This is a genomic window from Amycolatopsis sp. VS8301801F10 (assembly GCF_046195355.1).
Lineage (GTDB): Bacteria > Actinomycetota > Actinomycetes > Mycobacteriales > Pseudonocardiaceae > Amycolatopsis.
The window spans coordinates 4953011-4968657 of record NZ_CP176065.1; the positions used below are offsets into that span (position 1 = coordinate 4953011).

The following is a 15647-nucleotide window of genomic DNA, read 5'->3' on the forward strand; positions in this document are numbered from 1 at the left end:
AGCATGACTGCACTGCCGATCCGCGATCGCGCGGGCAACGTGCTGCTTGCCGTCCGGTTCGCCGCGGAGGAACAGGCGGCCGCGTCGGTGGTGGTCGTGCGGCGGGGAGGGGCAGTCTTGCTGGTGTTCGACAGCTGGCGACGACAGTGGGAGCTGCCGGGCGGCAAGCGGGAGCCAGGGGAGACCGCGCACCGCACCGCCATCCGGGAACTTCGGGAGGAAACCGGCATCCGCGCGCACGACCTGGCTTTCGCGGCCGTCGCCGAATTCGACCTCGTCCGGCCGAAACGCCGGGAACTTCTCGCCGTCTACCAGACCTGTCTCCAGCACCCGCCTCGGCTGACCGCGAACGACGAGGTGCTGGCGTTCCGCTGGTGGCGGCCGTCGGACCAGGTGGACGACGGGATGAGCCCGTTGGACGCGGAGCTTGCTCGGCGCGTGGTCCAGGCTTGACGCCGGGCGTTTCCGCTGGCGTTGCGCGGCACCCTGAAGTTCGCCAGTCGTTCCCGGCAGTACTCGCGCAGTGCCTTCGGTTCCAGCTCGATACCGTTGGTGGCAGCCCTCGATCCCGCTGGACGCGGAGCTAACCCGCCGTGGTCCAGGCCTGACACCGGGCGGGTCACCCCAGCTCCCGCTTCACGATCTTCCCGCTGGCGTTGCGCGGCAGTTCCTTGATCGCCACGAATTCGCGCGGCACTTTGAAGTTCGCCAGCCGTTCCCGGCAGTACTCGCGCAGCGCGTCCGGGTCCAGCTCGATCCCGTCCCACAGCGTCACGTACGCGCGGCCCACCGAGCCCATCCGTTCGTCGTCCACGCCGACCACCGCGGCCTCCACGACGTCCGGGTGCGTGCTCAGCACGTTCTCCACCTCGGCCGGGTACACGTTGAACCCGCCGACGGTGAACATGTCCTTGAGCCGTCCGGTGATCTTGACGCAGCCGTGCTCGTCCAGTTGCCCGACGTCGCCGGTGTGCAGCCAGCCGTCGGCGTCGATCGCCGCCGCGGTCGCTTCCGGGTCGTCGAAGTAGCCGAGCATCACGAACTCGCCCCGGATGAGGATTTCCCCGTCGGCGCCGACCGGGACGTCCTCGCCCTCGCTGTCGACTGTCCGGATTTCCAGCCCGGGCACCGCCGGGCCCGTCGTGTGCGCGACATGCCGGGGGTCCTCGTTCGGGCGCGATTGGGTCGCCACCACGCATTCGGTGAGCCCGTACGCCTGCGCGACCTGCTCGAAGCCGAGGATCTCCCGCATGTCCGAGAACAGGTTCTCCGGAACCGAAGCCGCCCCGGCGATCGCGAACCGCAGCGACGACAGGTCGAAGTCCTTGCGGCGCGGGTGGTTGATCAGCGTAGTGAAGATGGTAGGAGCACCGGGCAGCACTGAGATGCCAACGCGCTGGATCAGCTCCATCAACGCGACCGGGTCGAAGGTCGGCACCGGGTAGACGGTCGTGCCCGCGGTGATCGCCGCGACCACCCCGGCCTTGTAGCCGAAGGAGTGAAAGAACGGGTTGACGATCGCGTACTTGTCGGCCGGGGTGAGCGACGCGCCCTTCGCCCACACGTCCGCGACGCCGATCGTCTGGGCGTGCGTGCTCATCACGCCCTTGGGCACGCCGGTGGTGCCCGAGGTGTACAGAATGTCCGCCACAGTGGAAGGCGTCACCACGGATTCGTCGACAGGCGGCACCGACTCCGCCCGGGCGAGGAATTCGTCCCACGGCAACGCGACCCCGTCGGAACCAAGGTCGACCACGGTGTGCAGCCGCGGAAGGCCAGGTACTGCCCCAGAAGCGCCGGAGCCACCCGGACGGGAGGCGGCCGAGGTCAGCATCCCGAGGTAGTCGTTGCCGAGAAACCCGTTGCACAGCACCAGCACCGACGCGCCGGACCGCTCCAGCACCACCCGCGCCTCCTCGCCGCGGTACCGGGTGTTGATCGGCACCAGCGCCGCGCCGAGGCACTGCGCGCCCAGGAACGTCAGGATGAACTCCACCCGGTTCGGCGACCACACCGCGACCCGGTCGCCGGACTGGACTCCGACCGCCGCCAGCGCGCGGGAAACGGTGCGTACCCGCTCCCGCAATCCGGTCCAGGACAGCTGTGTCGTACCGTCGACCACAGCCGGAGCGGCGCCGTGGCGGCGGGCGGCTTCGTCGAGCAGAGCGGGCATCGTGCGAGGTGTCGACACGCGGGTCTCCTCACTGAACAAGTGCTTGTTCGGTAGCATAGGGGAAAGCAGCGGGCAGGAAGGGATCCATGCGATGACTCCGCGAACCGGCCGGGCCCCGGCCAAGAACGGCGGCACCCGGCGCGGCGAGCTGCTGGGCATCGCCGCTCAGCTGTTCGCGACCCGGGGCTACTCCCAGACCACCGTCCGCGACATCGCCGACGAGGCGGGCATCCTGTCCGGGAGCCTGTACCACCATTTCGCGTCCAAGGAGGACATGCTCCGCGAGATCCTCAAGGAGTTCATGGACGGCCTGCTGGCCGCGTTCACCGAGATCGCCGGGAAGGACGGCACGCCGCGCGAGCAGTTCGACGCGCTGGTGCACACCGCTTTCGCGACGATTCACGAGCGGCCGTTCGCGGTGGCGCTCTACCAGAACGAATCGGCCGTCGTCGGCAGCCTCGCCGATTTCGAATTCGTCGGGAAAACGTCGCTGAAGATCGAAAAACTGTGGCTCGGCGTGCTCCAGGCGGGCCGGGAGACCGGCGACTTCCGCGACGACCTCGAGACGAGCCTGGTGTACCGGTTCATCCGGGACACCGTCTGGTCGTCGGTCCGCTGGTACAACCCGCGCGGGAAGCTCCGCCACGACGTCGTGGCGGAGCAGTACCTCGCGATGCTGTACGGCGGCCTGCTCGCCGGCTGACCGGTTCAGGGCCGGGGCTCCTTGACCTCCCGGTCCCGGGCGTTCTTCGGGTCGAGCACGGTGCGGATCAGCTCCAGTTCGCGCTCGTCCGGCGTCCGCGACACCCCGGCTCCGCTGAAGTCCAGCTCGAAGCCGGTGTTCGCGCGCACCTCGTCCTCGGTGACGCCGGGGTGCAGCGAGCGCACCTTCAGCCGTCCGTCCTCGTCGTAGTCGAGCACCGCCAGGTCGGTCACCACGACGCCGAGGTCGTGGAACCGCAGCGAGGTCGACGGATGCGCGCGGGCCCGGTCGTTGCCGACCCCGGAGACCACGTCCACGCGGTCCACGAACACCCGGCTCGAATGCCGGCTCACCCAGTAGTCGGTGCGGTGGTTGACGGTGTTCCCCGGCGCGCCGCGCATGCCGATCAGCTGGCGTTTCGGCTTCCGCCAGTCGCCGATCAGCGAGATGTTCTGGTTGCCGAACCGGTCGATCTGGCTCGCGCCCATCATCGAATGCCGCCGCCCGGTGTTGAGGATGTCGAAGATCCGGCCGAACGGGGCCCAGCTCTCGACGGTCCCGCCGGCCGCCGCGGTCGCGCCCAGCGGCGGCGGGTCGGCCATGAAGTGGCATTCGCCGTCGGACAGCACCAGTTCGGGGGAGTGGGTGAGCCGGGCCAGCCGCGCGCTGATCGCCGGGACCGTGCCGACCGCGTGGGCCAGCACCTCGCCGGAACCGCGCCACGCGTCGGAGCAGGCGGCGATGCAGACCTCGGCGCGGGTCGCGGGCGCACTCATGCGGACTCCTTCTCGGTCGAGCGGTGGAAGGCGCGCACTGCTTCGTGGTAACTGGCCTCGTCGCCGGCCAGGTAGGTCTCGCGGAAGCGCTGCCACGATTCCTCGTCCTGCGCCGATTGCGCGTAATGCCGCTGGAACGCCTCGTCGCGGCCGTAATCCGGGTCGCACGAGGTGAAATGCGCGCCGTTCGGCGCCTCGATCACGCCGTTCACGAACATCCGGCTGATCAGCAGCGACGTCGACCGCTCGGTGGCGGTGAGGTCCTCGGTGTCCACGATTTTCTCGACACTCAGCAGGGTTTTGTCCGACGCCATCGCGAACAGGTCGTCGAAGTACGGGTCCGGGCCGAGGAACTGGCCGTTGCCGAGGCTGTCGGAGCGGTTGAGATGCAGCAGCGAGACGTCCGGGCGGACCGCGGGCACCGCGATGTACACGTCGTCGTCATAGGGCGACGCGACCGTCTTCAGCTCCGGGTTCATCAGCACCACGTCGCTTTCCAGCCCGGCCCGCGTCGGCAGGAACGACAGCCGGTTGGCGCCCGCCTTCAGCGCCGCGACGAACATGCCCTCGTCGTACTCGGTCGTCTCGACCCGGCCGCCCTCGCGCGCGGCGCGGAAATGCGGGTCGAGAGGGATCGTGTCGAGCGAGACGAACCCGTAGACCACCCGGCGCACCTTGCCCGCCGCGCACAGCAGCCCGACCTCGGGCCCGCCGAAGGTGACCAGCGTGAGGTCCTCGACGTCGCTGCGCAGCAGTTCGCGCACCATCGCCATCGGCTTGCGCCGCGACCCCCATCCGCCGATCCCGACGGTCATTCCGGACCGGACGTACTCGGTGACGCCGTCCAGGGACATGGACTTGCCGCCCATTCGTTCCTCCATTGTCTTCCTGCCGCTCAGGCGGGCACCGCGCGGCCGCGCGCCAGCAGCCGGGCCCGGTGCTCGCGGGCGTCGCCGAAAAGCTGCGCGAGTGCGTGCGCTCGTTTGAAATACAGCTGGGCGTCGTGTTCCCAGGTGATCGCGATCCCGCCGTGCAGCTGGACGGTTTCGGCCGCTACCGTGCTGAAAGCCTCGCTGCACCAGGATTTCGCGTATGCCGCCTGCTGGACGAGATCGGTGCCGTTGCCGGCCGCGAACCCGGCCGCCCACGAGATTGAACGAGCGGTTTCGACCTGCACCAGCATGTCCGCGACCCGGTGTTTCAACGCCTGGAACGAACCGAGCGGACGGCCGAACTGTTCGCGTTCCTTGAGGTGCGCGACAGTCCGGTCCAAACAGGACTGTGCGCCGCCGACTTGCAGTGCGGTGCAAGCGATCGCGGCGATCGCGTGCAGCCGGGGGAGCGCTTCGGTGAAGTCGGCGGCGAGCAAAGTCGCCGGGGTGTCGCGGAATTCGGTCTTGGCGAACCTGAGCGTCTGGTCGACCGCCGGGGTCGCCTCGGCCGTCGCGTCGGTCTGGAACAGCGCGGGGCGTCCGTCTGCCATCGCGACCACCAGCAGGTGCGACGCCTGCGCGCCGTCCAGCACCAGCGTCGCGGTGCCGTTCAGGACGCCGCCCGAGGCGACCACGTCCGAACCGTCGGTCCGATGCCGTCCGGCACCGTCTGCCCACGCCAGCGCGACGACCTCGCCCGCCGCGATTTCGAGGAGCAGCTCGGGCGCGTCCGCCGCCAATAATGCTTGTGCGGCAAGCACTCCCGAGCCCAGCAGCGGGGACGGCGTCAGGCTCGCGCCCAGTTCTTCCAGCACGACATGCGTTTCGAACAGGCTGAACCCGGCCCCGCCGTACTCCTCGGGAATGGCCAGCGCCGCGACGCCGATCTGCTCGCACAACGCGGACCACAGCTCCGTGTCATACCCGGACGGCGAGTCGATCGCCGCCCGCAGGTCGGTCTTCGCGGCTCTCCGGGTGACCAGCCCGCGGACGGCGGCGGCGAGATCCCGCTGCTCGTCGGTCAGCGCGAAGTGCATCAGCGGCCCCTCATCAGGCTTTCCAGCACTCGCGCTCGGTGCACGGCGGGCGTGCCCCAGCAACCCACGAGTGCCCGGACGCGCAGCAACCACAGGCTCAGGTCGCATTCGAGCGTGTAACCGATCGCGCCGTGCAACTGCAGTCCGGTGCGCGCGGCGAGCTGGGCCGCGTCCGAGGCTGCCACCTTCGCCGCCGAGACTGAGCGGGCGTTCGGTTCGCGGGCGGCACCGAGCAGCAGGGGGCGGGCGAAGTCGAGCGCCACCCGGACGTCCGCGACGGCGTGCTTGAGCGCCTGGTACTCGCCGATCACGCGGCCGAACTGCCGTCGCTGCCCCAGATATGCCACGGTGTCGGCCAGCATCCGCTCGCCGCAGCCCAGCAGTTCGGCGGCACAGGCGAGGCTGGCGAGATCGAGTGCTTTTTGCCGTGTTTCGGGAGAAAGCGGCTGAACCTCGGCCGCGGCGGTCACCTCGAACAGGTGCCGCGAAGGATCGACCGACTGCAGCGAGCGGCCGATTTCCGCCCGGGCCAGCGCGTCGCCGACCACGAAGACGTCCGTCGCGACATCAGTATCCAGCGCGTACGGAGTGTCCGGCGCGCTCGCGAAGGTCACCACCGCGTCCCCGGATGCCAGCGAGGACAGCAGCGACGCGTCGGTGAGCAGCGCGGGCGCGGCGGCGACCGATTCGATCAGCGGACCCGGCACGCCGTGATATCCCAGCCGCTCGAAGGCCACGAGCAGATCGACCGGCGTCCCGCCCACCCCGCCGTGTTCCTCGGGCACGGCGAGCGCGGTGACGCCCAGTTCGGCGAGCTGTTTCCACAGCAGCAGCCCGGATTCCGGCCGCTTGGCCGCCCAGGACCGGTTGACGCCGGGGACGTCGGCCGCGCCCAGCAGGGCGTCCAGCGCTTCGGCGAACGCGCGCTGTTCGGCGGACAGCCGGAACTTCATGCCTGTGCCTTCCCGCGTTCGCCGCGGGGGAGGCCGAGCAGCCGTTCCGCGACGATGTTGCGCTGGATTTCGTTGGTGCCGGCGTAGATCGGGCCGCCGAGGGCGAACAGGTAGTCCTCGGTCCAGCGCCCGCGCAGCTCCTGCTCCGGGCCGAGCAGGTCCAGCGCCGTTTCGTGGATGCCGAGGTCGAGGCCGGTCCAGAAGAGCTTGTTCACGCTGCCCGCCGCGCCGACGTCGCCGCCGTTCTGGACGTGGTCGACGGTGTCCCAGGTGTAGAGCCGGTAGGCCTCGGCCTTGATCCACGCGTCGGCCACGCGGTCGCGCAGGTGCGGCGCTTCGGCCCCGCGTTCGGCCCAGAGGTCCAGCAGCCGGTCCGCCGCCGCGAGGAACCGGCCCGGCGAACGCAGCGACAGGCCGCGTTCGTTGCCCGCCGTGCTCATCGCGACCCGCCAGCCGTCGCCGACCCCACCGAGGACGTCGTGGTCAGGCACGAAGACGTCGTCGAAGAAGATCTCGGCGAACCCGCAGTCGCCGTCGAGCTGGGCGATCGGCCGGACGGTGACGCCGGCGGCATCGAGCGGGAACAGGAAGTAGGTGAGGCCGCGGTGCCGTTCGGCTTCGGGATCGGAGCGGAACAGGCCGAACCCCCAGTCCGCGAAGGGCGCGCGGGAACTCCAGATCTTCTGTCCAGTGAGGACCCAGCCGCCGCGGTCGTCGTCGCGGACGGCCGTGCTGCGGATCCCGGCGAGGTCGCTGCCCGCCTCGGGTTCGGACCAGGCCTGAGCCCAGATCCGGGTGCCGTTCGCGGTCGCCGGCAGGTGCCGGTGGCGCTGCTCGTCGGTGCCGTGCTCGAAGATGATCGGGGCCAGCAGCGAAATGCCGTTCTGCGCGATCCGGGTCGGCGCGCCGCTGAGGTAGTACTCCTCCTCGAACAGCACCCATTCGGTCAACGTCGCGTCGCGGCCGCCGTACTCGGCGGGCCAGGTGACCACGGACCACCGGCCCTCGGCCAGTTTCGCTTCCCATTCGCGGTGCGCGCGGGCCCCGTCTTCGGTGTCCATCGACGGCAGCGGGCCAGGGCTGTTTTCCGCCAGCCAGGCGCGCGCCTCCGCGCGGAACTCCTCTTCCGCGGCGGTGAATTCCGGGCTCATGACTCTCCCGCGGCCTTCTTGTTGGCCTTCGCCATCGAACGCGCGTCGAGCCCGGCGAGCGAATCGGCGTCCAGCTCCGCGTTGTGCGCGTGCGCGGCGTGGTGCAGGCCGAACACGGAGTCCATTCCGGACCGCATGCCCATCAGGTCTTCGGCCTGGTTGACCGCTTTCTTCGTAAGCGCGAGGCCCAATTGCGGCATCTGCGCGATCCGCTCGGCGATCGCGAACGTCGCCTCTTCGAGTTCGGCGCGCGGCACGACGTGGTTGACCATGCCGAGCGCCTGCGCGCGGCCGGCCCCGAAGCGGTCGCCGGTGAAGAGGAATTCCTTCGCCGCGCGCGGGTTCATCACCCACGGATGCGCGAAGTACTCGACGCCCGGGATGCCCATCCGGACGACCGGATCGGAGAAGAACGCGTCGTCGGAGGCCACGATGAAGTCGCACGACCACGCGAGCATCAGCCCGCCCGCGATGCACGCGCCCTGCACCATCGCGATCATCGGCTTCGGGATCTCCCGCCACCGCCGGCACATGCCGAGGTAGACCTCCGATTCGCGGGCGAACCGGGAATCGACGCCCGCCCGGTCGGCGTGGTCCCACCAGAGGACCGCTTTGCGCTCGAAGCTCTGGCCGGCGTCGCGGCCGGGGGTGCCGATGTCGTGCCCGGCGCAGAAGTGCTTGCCGTTGCCCGCCAGCACGATCGCCTTGACGTCCGGGTCGTCCACCGCCTTGGCGAACGCGGCGTCGAGCGCGTAGGTCATCTTCGAGTTCTGCGCGTTGCGGTACCGCGGCCGGTTCAGCGCGACGACCGCGACCGGACCGCGCACCTCGTACGTCACGACCTGCTCGTCGGTGCTTTGCTCGGTTCCGCTCAACGCGCATCACTCCCTCTCGATTCGGCGGCGATGCTACCAAACAAGTGCTTGGTTTGGTAGCGTGGCCGGACCGGCGCCGGCGGACCAGGAGGACGGGTGGATCTTCGCTACACCCCCGAGGACGAGCAGTTCCGCGCCGAGGTGCGCGAGTGGCTGCGCGACCACCTCGCGGGCGAGTTCGCCGCGCTGAAGGGCCTCGGCGGATCCGGGCGCGAGCACGAGGCGCCGCGGGAACGGCAGGCGTGGAACCAGCATCTGGCCGCGCACGGCTGGACGTGCCTCGGCTGGCCGGTCGAATACGGCGGGCGCGGGCTGAGCCTGGTGCGGCAGATGATCTTCCACGAGGAGTACGCGCGGGCGAACGCCCCGGCGCGGGTGAACCACCTGGGTGAGGAGCTGCTCGGGCCCACGTTGATCGCGCACGGCACGGACGAGCAGCGGCGGCGGTTCCTGCCGGGGATCGCCGCGGTCACCGAGCTGTGGTGCCAGGGCTATTCCGAACCGGGCGCGGGGTCGGATCTGGCCGGGGTGCGCACGCGGGCCCGGCTGGAGGACGGCGAATGGGTGATCGACGGGCAGAAGATCTGGACGTCGCTCGCTCAGCACGCGCAGTGGTGTTTCGCGGTGGTGCGGACGGAGCCGGGGTCGCGACGGCACGCCGGGCTGTCGTACTTGCTGGTGCCGATGGACCAGCCCGGGGTCGAGGTGCGGCCGATCCGCCAGCTGACCGGGACCAGCGAGTTCAACGAGGTGTTCTTCGACGGGGCCCGGACCTCGGAGTCGCTGGTGGTCGGCGCGCCCGGGGACGGGTGGCGGGTCGCGATGGCGACGCTCGGGTTCGAGCGCGGGGTGTCGACTGTCGGCCAGCAGGTCGGGTTCGCCCGGGAGCTGGCCGGCGTGGTCGCTGCCGCGCGGGCGAACGGACGGTACGACGATCCGGTGGTGCGGGATCGGCTGGCGCGGGCCGCGGTCGGCCTCGAGGTGCTGCGGGTGCACGCGCTGCGGACTTTGAGCGCGTACGAGGCGGGGTCGCAGGGGCCGGAGGCTTCGGTGTCGAAGCTGCTGTGGGCTCGGTGGCATCGGGAACTGGGGGAATTGGCGATGGAGGTCCGCGGGGGTTCCGCGTTGACCGCGACCGGTTCCTATGAGCTGGACGCGCAGCAGACGCTTTTCTTGTTCAGCCGGGCCGACACCATTTACGGCGGCTCGGACGAAATCCAGCGCAATATCATTGCCGAGCGGGTGCTCGGCCTGCCGAGGGAGCCGCGACCGTGAGTGATAAACCGGAACAGCCCGCGCCCGATTACGTGCCGGGACACGGGTTGCTCGCCGAACGCGTGGTCGTCGTGACCGCGGCGGCGGGCGCGGGAATTGGTGCGGCTGTCGCCCGGCGCTGTTTGGAAGAGGGCGCACGGGCGGTCGTGCTCGGGGATACGCACGAGCGGCGGCTTGCCGAGGCGGATTCCAAACTGGGCGCGGAATTCGGCGCCGAGCGGGTCAGTTCGGTGGTGTGCGATGTGACCAAGGAAGAACAGGTCGGTTCTTTGCTCGACGCGGCCGAGCCGTTCGGCGGGGTCGAAGTCATGGTGAACAACGCCGGCCTCGGGGGCACGGCTTCGATCACCGAGATGACCGACGAGCAGTGGTCGCTGGTGCTGGATGTGACGCTCACCGGGACTTTCCGCTGCATTCGGGCGGCTTCCCGGCGGATGATCGCGCGCGGGCGCCGCGGGGTGATCGTGAACAACGCTTCGGTGATCGGCTGGCGGGCGCAGGAGGGGCAGGCGCATTACGCGGCGGCCAAGGCCGGGGTGATGGCGCTGACCCGGTCCGCGGCGATGGATCTGGCTTCCGCCGGGATCCGGGTGAACGCGGTGTCGCCGAGTCTGGCGATGCATCCGTTCCTGGAGAAGGTGACCACCGCTGAGCTGCTTGCCGAATTAAAGGGGCGCGAGGCGTTCGGCCGGGCCGCGGAGCCGTGGGAAGTCGCCAATGTGATGGTGTTTCTCGCTAGTGCTTATTCGTCGTACCTCACGGGCGAAGTCGTCTCGGTGAGCAGTCAGCATCCCTGATCCGGCAGGAGGATTTCGTGCCTGAGGCATATGTGATCGACGCGGTTCGCACTCCGGTGGGACGGCGGGGCGGTGCGCTCGCGGGAGTGCATTCGGCTGATCTCGGCGCGCATGCGATTCGTGCGCTCGTCGAGCGGACCGGGATCGATCCGGGTGCGGTCGACGACGTCGTGTTCGGGTGTTGCGACACTATTGGCTCGCAGGCTGGGGATGTCGCCCGGACTGCCTGGCTGGTGGCTGGATATCCGGATCACGTTCCTGGGGTGACTGTCGATCGGCAGTGCGGGTCCAGTCAGCAGGCGGTGCACTTCGCGGCGCAGGGGGTGCTGTCCGGGACCGCGGATCTGATCGTGGCCGGGGGAGTGCAGAATATGTCCGCTATTCCGATTTCCTCGGCGATGGTGGTGGGGCAGCAGTTCGGGTTCAGCACGCCGTTCGCGGAGTCGCCCGGGTGGGTGGCCCGGTATGGGGAGCAGGAAGTTTCGCAATTCCGGTCGGCTCGGATGATCGCGGAGAAGTGGGGGCTTTCCCGGTCGTCCCTGGAGGAATTCGCTTACGAGAGTCATCGGCGGGCGTTGGCGGCTATCGACGAAGGCCGGTTTTCGCGGGAGATCTCGCCGGTGGGTGCGTTCGCCGTGGACGAGGGGCCTCGGCGGGATACCACCTTGGAGAAGATGGCTGGGCTCAAGCCGCTGGAAGAAGGCAGTCCGCTTACTGCCGCGGTGGCTTCGCAGATCAGCGATGGGGCCGGGGCTTTGCTGATTGCTTCGGAGCGTGCGGTTTCGGAGCACGGGTTGACGCCGCGGGCTCGGGTGCATCACATCAGCGTGTACGGGGCGGATCCGGTGTGGATGTTGACTGCGCCTATTCCGGCTACGCAGCGGGCGTTGGAGAAGACTGGGATGTCAGTGGGGGACATCGATCTTTTTGAGTGCAATGAGGCGTTCGCGCCGGTGGTGCTGGCTTGGATGCGGGAGATCGGAGTGCCGCACGAGAAGGTCAATGTCAATGGGGGCGGGATCGCGCTGGGGCATCCTCTCGGGGCTACCGGGGCGCGGTTGATGACTACTTTGCTGCATGAATTGGAACGGAGCGGGGGGCGGTTCGGGTTGCAGGTCATGTGCGAGGGCGGGGGACAGGCGAATGTGACTGTGCTTGAACGGCTTTAGGGTGCGGTTTCGTTCGGGTCGGCTTGTGCGGTGGGGGCACCCCGAAGCTTGAGGCTGACTACGGCGCTGGGGTGCTTGGCAAGGCGGGAAAGATGCCCCAGCGCCGTGTTGCGGCTTCGTGTCGGGGTGCGGGGGTTGGGTGCACCGGTGCGGTTGCGCGGGCGGACCTCGGCTCAGTCCAGCAGGGCGCTGGTGGCTTTCAACCGTTCCTGGGCGCTTTCCACGATCCGGGTCACCAGTTCCGCGCAGCTCGGCAGGTCTTCGATGACGCCGACTACCTGTCCGGCCGCCAGCATTCCGGCCTTGGTGTCGCCTTCCACCAAACCCGCTTTGAGCAGCATGGGGGTGTTGGCGGCCAGCATCGTTTGCGTCCACGAGCGGTCGCTGCCGCGTTTCATGCGGAGGCCGTCGGCGAGCAAGGAGGGCCAGGACTGGCCGCTCAATCGCTTGAAGTCCTTCGTGCGGCGCAGGGTGCGGGCCAAGCGCCGCACGGAGCCCTCCTTCGTGAGGCCCTCGATGAACGGGGTGCGCAGCAGGCGGTGCGGCATGCCGTCGGCTTGGGTGGTGACGACGGTGCCGTCCAGGCCGAAGCTGAGGTAGGTGCGTTTGATCTCGTCCGGCACCGCGCTGTCGCTGGTGAGCAGGAACCGCGTGCCCATGCCGATGCCTGCCGCGCCGTAGGACAGGGCGGCGGCTAGTCCGCGGCCGTCGAAGAAACCACCAGCGGCGACTACTGGGATATCAACCGCGTCCAGTACAGATGGCAGCAGCAGGGTGGTGGCCGTCGGACCGGTGTGGCCGCCGCCTTCGCCGCCTTGCATCATCACCAGGTCGGCACCCCACGAGGCGACCTTTTCGGCGTGCCGGGCGGCGCCGACGGTGGGCATCACGACCAGGCCGTGGTCCTTCAGCCGCGCGATCAGGTCTTTTTTGGGCGCCAGAGCGAAAGATGCCACCTTCACGCCGTGATGTATCAGCAGCTCGGCGCGTTCGGTGGCGTCGCCCGCATCGGCGCGCAGGTTGACGCCGAAAGGCCGGTCCGTGCGCTGTTTGACTTCTTGGATGGCGTGGTCGAGTTCGTCGTAGGTCATCGTCGCGGAGGCGAGGATGCCCAGGGCGCCGGCGTTGGCGGTCGCGGATACCAGGCGCGGGCCGGCGACCCAGCCCATGCCGGTCTGCACGATCGGGTGGGCGACGCCGGTCAGCTCGGTGAGCGGGGTGCGGAGAGGCACGGGTCTCCTCGGGGAAGGTCAGTCGTTCAGCGGGCGGCCGGTCGTGACGAAGGCATCGCGGTGTTCGTCGGCGGCTCCGATGAGGTTGAGTTCGAAGGTGTAGCCCTGTTCGTACCGGTAGCTGCGGTTGACGTCGATCGGGTCGATCCCGTTGAGTGCGGCTTTGGCGGCCCGGATCACGCGCGGGTCCTTGGCGGCTACCTCGGCGGCCAGGGCGAGCGCCGCGTCGTGCAGGTCGGCGGCGGGCACGGTTTCCACCACCGAACCGTGCTGTACCAGGTCGTTCGCCATGATGGTGCGGCTGGTGAAGTACAGCGTGCGCATCAGGTGCTGGGGGACCAGCCGGGCGAGGTGCGTGGCCGCGCCGAGGGCGCCGCGGTCTACCTCGGGGACTCCGAAGTACGCGTCGTCGGCGGCGATGATCGTGTCGCAGTTGCCGACCAGTCCGACGCCGCCGCCCAGGCAGAAACCGTTCACCGCGGCGATCACCGGCACGGCGCATTCGTAGATCGCTTTGAACGCCAGGTAACAGCCGCGGTTCGCGCCGACGAGGGCGTCGAAACCGGTGGTGCGCTGCATTTCCTTGATGTCGACGCCGGCGTTGAAGCCCCGGCCCTCGGCGCGGAGCAGGACGACGCGCACCGCCGCGTCCTCGCCCGCCTCCCGGACCGTTTCGGCGAGGCGGAACCATCCGGCGACCGGCAGGGCGTTCACCGGCGGGTAGTCCATGGTGACCACGAAGGTGCCGTTGTCGTGGAGCTGCGTGGAAATCGTCACGTGCGTTCCTAACCTAGCGATTGCTTGGTAGCCTAACACTTGCTTGGTTTACGGGGAACCTCCTCGCCGGCCGACGGACGGAGACGATGTGAGCGGGATCTTGGAGGGCCGGGTCGCGATCGTGACCGGGGCAGGACGCGGGCTCGGCCGCGAGCACGCGCTGGAACTCGCCCGGCAGGGCGCGCGGGTGGTGGTGAACGACCTCGGCACGTCGGGCGCGGGCGAAGGCGCGTCCGACGGTCCGGCCGGCGAAGTGGTCGAAGCGATCCGCGCGCTGGGCGGCGAAGCGGTGGCCAACGGCGCGGACGTAGCGGACTTCGCGGCGACGGAAGCGTTGGTACAGCAGGCGATCGATGCGTTCGGCGGGCTCGACATCGTCGTCAACAACGCCGGGTTCGTGCGCGACCGGATGATCGTGACGACCAGCGAGCAGGAGTGGGACGCGGTCGTCGCGGTGCACCTCAAGGGGCATTTCGCGCTGATGCACCACGCCGCCGGTTACTGGCGCGCGGAGGCGAAAGCCGGGCGAACGCGGGCCGCGCGGATTGTCAACACCACCTCCGGCGCGGGGCTGCAGGGCAGCGTCGGCCAGGGCAGCTACAGCGCCGCCAAGGCTGGGATCGCCGCGTTGACGCTGGTCGGAGCCGCGGAACTCGGCCGGTACGGGATCACTGTGAACGCGCTCGCCCCGGCCGCGCGCACCCGGATGACCGAGGGCCCGTTCGCGGCGCGGATGGCCGCGCCGGAAGGCGGGTTCGACGCCATGCACCCGGGCAACGTGTCGCCGATCGTCGCGTGGCTGGCCAGCGAGGACGCCGCGGACGTCACCGGCCGCGTGATCGAGGTCGAGGGCGGCCGGATCTGCGTGGAAAACGGCTGGAGCCACGGCCCGTCCCGCGAACTCGACCGGCGCTGGACCGCCGCCGAGGTCGGCCCGGCGGTGCGCGAGCTGCTCAACGAAGCGCCCAAGCCCGAACCGGTTTACGGGGCGCAGTGAGCAGCCCCGCGGACTGGAAAGGCCGGGTTCTCGGCGAGCGCACCGTCGGCTACCGCGACCGCGACCCGATCCTTTACGCGCTCGCCGTCGGCGCCCGGCCGGACGAACTCGACTTGGTCTTCGAGGACCGGTTGCGGGTGCTGCCGCCGTTCGCGCTGACGCTCGCCCAATGGGCCCCGGACGTCCTCGGCTCGGCCGGGGCGTTCGAGGTCGGCAACGCGGTACACGGCTCGCAACGGCTGGAGGTGGTGCGGCCATTGCCGCCGGCCGGGGAGATGTCCATGCGGGCCTGGGTTCCGGAGGTGTGGGACAAAGGCAGTGCGGCGGTGTATGAGGTGGCCGTCGAATCGGACTACTTCGTCGCGACGTGGTCGTTGTTCTGTCCCGGCATCGGCGGTTTCGGCGGCGAACGCGGCCCGGGCCGTCCGTCTGCGGTGAACAGTCCGGAGTGGACTGCTCCGCTGTCCACAGCGGACAATCAAGCGCTGCTCTACCGGCTGCTCGGGGACCGGCACCACATCCACGTCGATCCGGCGGCAGCGGCCGGGATCGGCCAGCCGCGCCCGATCCTGCACGGCCTGGCCACCCTCGGCGCGGGCGCGCTGGTCGCCGCCCGGCAGGTCGGCGCGCATCCGGCGGACCTGAGATATCTGGAAGGCCGGTTTGCCGCACCAGTGTTCCCGGGCGAACAGCTGCAGGTCGACGGCTGGTCCGACGGCGACCTGCGGATCAGGTCGGACCGCGGTCCTGTGGTCGACGGCGGTCGCGTCCGCTTCGGATGAATGACCCTACGGGAGGCG

16 protein-coding genes are annotated in these 15647 nt (G+C 69.6%); 7 read left to right on the forward strand and 9 right to left on the reverse strand.

Annotation, left to right across the window (positions count from 1 at the left end):
- The first annotated feature begins 3 nt into the window (after positions 1-3).
- Positions 4-453 carry an NUDIX hydrolase gene (locus F9C11_RS23540; protein ID WP_409179521.1) on the forward strand — a complete coding sequence of 150 codons (450 nt, stop codon included), beginning with the start codon at positions 4-6 and terminating at the stop codon, positions 451-453.
- Between the two features lie 166 nt (positions 454-619).
- On the opposite strand, the gene F9C11_RS23545 is transcribed toward F9C11_RS23540, so the two are convergent.
- Positions 620-2173: an AMP-binding protein gene (locus F9C11_RS23545; protein ID WP_409186960.1), complete on the reverse strand. Its 1554-nt coding sequence runs from the start codon at positions 2171-2173 to the stop codon at positions 620-622.
- Positions 2174-2264: 91 nt separating this feature from the next.
- On the opposite strand from F9C11_RS23545, the gene F9C11_RS23550 reads away from it, so the two are divergent.
- On the forward strand, positions 2265-2876 hold the full coding sequence (locus F9C11_RS23550; RefSeq protein WP_409179522.1) for a TetR/AcrR family transcriptional regulator: 612 nt from the start codon (positions 2265-2267) through the stop codon (positions 2874-2876).
- A gap of 5 nt (positions 2877-2881) precedes the next feature.
- Here the strand turns inward: F9C11_RS23550 and F9C11_RS23555 are convergent, their stop codons facing one another.
- Genes F9C11_RS23555 through F9C11_RS23580 form a run of 6 tightly spaced genes read right to left on the reverse strand, consistent with a single transcriptional unit; the run spans position 2882 to position 8600 of the window.
- Complete coding sequence (locus F9C11_RS23555; protein WP_409179523.1) at positions 2882-3652, reverse strand: CoA-transferase subunit beta; 771 nt, start codon at positions 3650-3652, stop codon at positions 2882-2884.
- On the reverse strand, positions 3649-4521 hold the full coding sequence (locus F9C11_RS23560; RefSeq protein ID WP_409179524.1) for a CoA transferase subunit A: 873 nt from the start codon (positions 4519-4521) through the stop codon (positions 3649-3651). Before F9C11_RS23560 ends, F9C11_RS23555 begins: the two co-directional genes overlap by 4 nt.
- A gap of 26 nt (positions 4522-4547) precedes the next feature.
- Complete coding sequence (locus F9C11_RS23565) at positions 4548-5621, reverse strand: acyl-CoA dehydrogenase family protein (RefSeq protein ID WP_409179525.1); 1074 nt, start codon at positions 5619-5621, stop codon at positions 4548-4550.
- Positions 5621-6574 carry an acyl-CoA dehydrogenase family protein gene (locus tag F9C11_RS23570; protein WP_409179526.1) on the reverse strand — a complete coding sequence of 318 codons (954 nt, stop codon included), beginning with the start codon at positions 6572-6574 and terminating at the stop codon, positions 5621-5623. The genes F9C11_RS23565 and F9C11_RS23570 overlap by 1 nt, the downstream gene beginning before the upstream one ends.
- The gene (locus F9C11_RS23575) at positions 6571-7725 is read right to left on the reverse strand and encodes an acyl-CoA dehydrogenase family protein (protein ID WP_409179527.1); all 1155 of its coding nucleotides are present in this window, start codon (positions 7723-7725) and stop codon (positions 6571-6573) included. Before F9C11_RS23575 ends, F9C11_RS23570 begins: the two co-directional genes overlap by 4 nt.
- Positions 7722-8600 carry an enoyl-CoA hydratase gene (locus F9C11_RS23580; protein ID WP_409179528.1) on the reverse strand — a complete coding sequence of 293 codons (879 nt, stop codon included), beginning with the start codon at positions 8598-8600 and terminating at the stop codon, positions 7722-7724. The genes F9C11_RS23575 and F9C11_RS23580 overlap by 4 nt, the downstream gene beginning before the upstream one ends.
- A 96-nt stretch (positions 8601-8696) precedes the next feature.
- Between F9C11_RS23580 and F9C11_RS23585 the strand changes: the two genes are divergently transcribed.
- Genes F9C11_RS23585 through F9C11_RS23595 form a run of 3 tightly spaced genes read left to right on the forward strand, consistent with a single transcriptional unit; the run spans position 8697 to position 11841 of the window.
- Positions 8697-9875: an acyl-CoA dehydrogenase family protein gene (locus F9C11_RS23585; protein WP_409179529.1), complete on the forward strand. Its 1179-nt coding sequence runs from the start codon at positions 8697-8699 to the stop codon at positions 9873-9875.
- On the forward strand, positions 9872-10672 hold the full coding sequence (locus tag F9C11_RS23590) for an SDR family oxidoreductase (protein WP_409179530.1): 801 nt from the start codon (positions 9872-9874) through the stop codon (positions 10670-10672). Before F9C11_RS23585 ends, F9C11_RS23590 begins: the two co-directional genes overlap by 4 nt.
- A 17-nt stretch (positions 10673-10689) precedes the next feature.
- Entirely contained in the window at positions 10690-11841 is a 1152-nt protein-coding gene (locus tag F9C11_RS23595) for an acetyl-CoA C-acetyltransferase (RefSeq protein WP_409179531.1), read from the forward strand.
- Between the two features lie 173 nt (positions 11842-12014).
- Here the strand turns inward: F9C11_RS23595 and F9C11_RS23600 are convergent, their stop codons facing one another.
- Both F9C11_RS23600 and F9C11_RS23605 read right to left on the reverse strand, forming a co-directional pair.
- Complete coding sequence (locus F9C11_RS23600; RefSeq protein ID WP_409179532.1) at positions 12015-13073, reverse strand: NAD(P)H-dependent flavin oxidoreductase; 1059 nt, start codon at positions 13071-13073, stop codon at positions 12015-12017.
- Positions 13074-13091: 18 nt separating this feature from the next.
- The gene (locus F9C11_RS23605) at positions 13092-13850 is read right to left on the reverse strand and encodes an enoyl-CoA hydratase family protein (RefSeq protein WP_409179533.1); all 759 of its coding nucleotides are present in this window, start codon (positions 13848-13850) and stop codon (positions 13092-13094) included.
- 88 nt (positions 13851-13938) lie between these two features.
- On the opposite strand from F9C11_RS23605, the gene F9C11_RS23610 reads away from it, so the two are divergent.
- Positions 13939-14847 carry an SDR family oxidoreductase gene (locus F9C11_RS23610; RefSeq protein ID WP_409179534.1) on the forward strand — a complete coding sequence of 303 codons (909 nt, stop codon included), beginning with the start codon at positions 13939-13941 and terminating at the stop codon, positions 14845-14847.
- Entirely contained in the window at positions 14844-15629 is a 786-nt protein-coding gene (locus F9C11_RS23615; protein ID WP_409179535.1) for a MaoC/PaaZ C-terminal domain-containing protein, read from the forward strand. The genes F9C11_RS23610 and F9C11_RS23615 overlap by 4 nt, the downstream gene beginning before the upstream one ends.
- The last annotated feature ends 18 nt before the right edge of the window (positions 15630-15647 follow it).